The sequence below is a fragment of the Saccharomonospora saliphila YIM 90502 genome, assembly GCF_000383795.1.
Taxonomy (GTDB): Bacteria; Actinomycetota; Actinomycetes; order Mycobacteriales; family Pseudonocardiaceae; genus Saccharomonospora; species Saccharomonospora saliphila.
The window spans coordinates 3,455-6,367 of the sequence record NZ_KB912652.1; the positions used below are offsets into that span (position 1 = coordinate 3,455).

Annotated in this window: 2 protein-coding genes and 2 pseudogenes; 3 read left to right on the forward strand and 1 reads right to left on the reverse strand. The window is 71.7% G+C overall.

All coding sequences use genetic code 11. From position 1 onward, the window contains the following. A pseudogene (locus SACSA_RS25185) lies at nt 1-111 on the forward strand (M23 family peptidase); the annotation flags it as partial. Between the two features lie 315 nt (nt 112-426). Here the strand turns inward: SACSA_RS25185 and SACSA_RS0108680 are convergent. Further along, complete coding sequence (locus SACSA_RS0108680; protein ID WP_019815125.1) at nt 427-1,596, reverse strand: acyl-CoA dehydrogenase family protein; 1,170 nt, start codon at nt 1,594-1,596, stop codon at nt 427-429. A gap of 171 nt (nt 1,597-1,767) precedes the next feature. Between SACSA_RS0108680 and SACSA_RS0108685 the strand changes: the two genes are divergently transcribed. Both SACSA_RS0108685 and SACSA_RS22125 read left to right on the forward strand, forming a co-directional pair. Continuing rightward, nucleotides 1,768-2,496, forward strand: a complete 729-nt coding sequence (locus tag SACSA_RS0108685) for a 4'-phosphopantetheinyl transferase family protein (RefSeq protein WP_019815127.1) — start codon at nt 1,768-1,770, stop codon at nt 2,494-2,496. A 148-nt stretch (nt 2,497-2,644) separates the two neighbouring features. Next, nucleotides 2,645-2,913: pseudogene (locus tag SACSA_RS22125) on the forward strand (isochorismate synthase); the annotation flags it as partial.

The following is a 2,913-nucleotide window of genomic DNA, read 5'->3' on the forward strand; positions in this document are numbered from 1 at the left end:
TTCAGTTACTACGCGGGCCCGGTCAAGAAGTACGCACCCGGCACGTGCGTGAAGTGGGGCGGCTCGGTGGGGGGCCAGAGCTACACCAGCCCGTTCCAGCACTGCGGCTGAGCGTTCCTACACCCGGGGTAGAGGAGCAGTCATGCGCAAGTTGGCCGTGGCCGTCGTGGTCACCGCCCTGAGCGGTGCCGCGTTGCACCCGGCACAGTGAACGACCCCGGCACGGACGTGGTGTGGCGGGGCGCGGTGCTCCGCGCGCCCGCCACACCTTCGCGTGCCGTGACCACCCCTGGTGCCACGGCCTCTCCGCCGTCGCCGTGAGCCCGGCCGGTTCCGCACGGTCCCACCGGTGCGGCGCGGTCCCCTGAGTGCGGCCGGTGCCGCGCGGTTCCACCGGCGCGACCGGTGTCACCGGATGACGCCGGGTCAGCCGAGTGCGCCGGTGACCCTGGCGTGCCCCTTCAGCAGGTTGCGCGCGATCGTGCGCCGCTGGATCTCGTCGGTGCCCTCGTAGATCCGCAGCAGCCGCAGCTCGCGGTACCAGCGCTCGACGGGCAGCTCCCGGGTGTAGCCCATGCCTCCGTGGATCTGGAGCACCCGGTCGACGATCTCGTTGGCCTTCTGCCCACCGAACAGCTTGGCCATCGACTGCGCCTGACGGGAGTCCATGCCCTGGTCGACCTGCCAGGCGGCATGCAGCACGAGCCAGCGCAGCGCCTCGATCTCCACACCGGAGTCCGCGATCATCCACTGGATGGCCTGCCGGTCGGCGATCGGCGCGCCGAAGGTCTCCCGGGTGCCCGCGTACTCGATCGCCATCGACAGCAGCCGCTCACAGGAGCCGAGCGCCCGAGCGGGCAGCAGGTACCGGCCTCGGCCGATCCACTGCATGGCCAGGGCGAAACCCTGCCCCACCTCCCCGAGGACCTGACTCTCCGGCACCCGGACGTTGTCGAAGATCAGCGACGCAGGGCCCCACTCTCCCATCGTGTCGATGTACTCGGAGCGCCATCCCCGATCGCGGTCCACGAGGAAGCAGGTCACGCCCCCGTTCGCGCCCTTGTCCGGGTCGGTGACGGCGAACACCATCACGAAGTCGGCCTCGTGACCACCGGTGATGAACGTCTTCTCCCCGTTGATCACCCACTCGTCGCCGTCCTTGCGGGCGGTGGTGCGGATGGCCTTCGCGTCGGAGCCCGCGCCCGGCTCGGTGATGGCGAAGCAGGACCTGCGCGTGCCGTCGATGGTGGGCAGCAGGTAGCGCTGCTTCTGTTCCTCGTTGGCGTGGAAGAGGATGTTGTCCGCGGCGCCGCCGAACCGGAACGGCACGAAGGTGCGGCCCAGCTCCACCTCGAGCAGCGCGGTCATCACCGCCGACAGGCCCATGCCGCCGTATTCCTCCGGCGTCTGCACGCCCCAGAATCCGGATTCCTTCGCCTTGAGCTGGAGCTCGGTCAGCTCGTCGTCGGTCAATCCGGGCTGGTGAGCCCGCTCCCGGCGCAGCACGTCGTTCTCGAGCGGAACCAGTTCCTTCTGCACGAAGGTCCGGACCCAGTCACGGATCTCGCGTTCTTCGACGCTGAGGCTGAAATCCATCGCAGCGGACTCCCTCGACTACTAAGCGGTTGCTTAGTAGCAAGGTAGCGCATCCGTGCGCTTGGCGGGAGCCCCGGGCGCCGCGTAAGTTCGAGGCGACGATCAACGGCCCGGACACGGAGACGGCACCGCGATCGGTGCGCCGGGACGGCGTGGGGAGACAGGGGCGAGATGACCGACTGCACGGTGTGGTGGGCCGAACCGATCATCGACGGCGAGGCGGCTCCGGCCGCGCTGGCGCTGTTGGACGCGGCCGAGCGGCAGCGGCACGAGGCCTACCGCATGGCCGCCGACCGGGCCCGGTTCCGCACCGGCAGGGTCCTGGCCAAGACCGTGGCCGCGCACCGGCTCGGCATCGCCGTCGACGCGGTGACCTTCGACGCGACCTGCGACGACTGCGGAAAGCCGCACGGCCCCGTGCGGATACCCGGCGCGGCGCTGGCACTGTCCATTTCACACGCCGGTGACCGGGTCGGGGTCGCCGTCACCGACGGCGCACCGGTGGGACTCGACGTGGAGGCCACCGGGCGCGGCGCGGAACACTCGCTGCTCGACTACGCCCTCAACGAGGCCGAACAGGCGGGCCTGCCCGCACCGGGCACCGCCGAGCGCGCCGAGGCGTTCTACGCGTTCTGGACGCGGAAGGAGGCGGTGATGAAGGCCACCGGACGCGGCCTGCGCATCGCGCTGCGCGATCTGACCCTGTCTCCCGCCGACCAGCCCGCGCGGCTGCTGGCCTCGACCGAGGAGGCGCTGTCCCCGGAGACGACGCGCATGGCCGACCTCGACCCCGGACCCGGCTACCGCGCGGCCGTGGCCGTGCTCACCGGAGCGGACGCGGGCGAGATCGACGTCACCGAGCGGTGGTGGAGCCCCGAGGCCGTCGCGGGCGGGCACTAGGCTTCGTAGAAGATCCACCGGCGGGTGCGTCCCGTGCCGGTGGACGACCGGCAGGACACGAGCCGGGCGCGACCCGTGCCGGGCCGACGCCCGGTGCGGTGACGAGCGCACCGGCCGACGGGCGAGCGCGATGGGAAGGGGCCAGTCCGTGTGTGACCCGAGCCCCCCGTCCCCGCTGGCGGAGTACACACCAGGGGATTTCCTCCTCGCCACGGCCGAGCGCACCCTGCTCGCCACGGGTTCCGGCGAGGTACTCACCGGGACGGACGAACACGCGCTCGCCGAACGGGTGCGCTCGCGTCTGCGGGAGTCCGGCCGGGGAGCGGGAACCTCGGTGGCGGCCGGGGCGCTGCCGTTCGACAGCGCGTCCGGCACCCCGGGCAGGCTGGTGGTGCCCGACGCCGCCCGCTTCGCGGA

Bases quoted from the DNA above. Each gene is read 5' to 3' on its own strand.
- SACSA_RS0108680 (WP_019815125.1), bottom strand. From the start codon at position 1,596: ATGGATTTCAGCCTCAGCGTCGAAGAACGCGAGATCCGTGACTGGGTC.
- SACSA_RS0108685 (WP_019815127.1), top strand. From the start codon at position 1,768: ATGACCGACTGCACGGTGTGGTGGGCCGAACCGATCATCGACGGCGAG.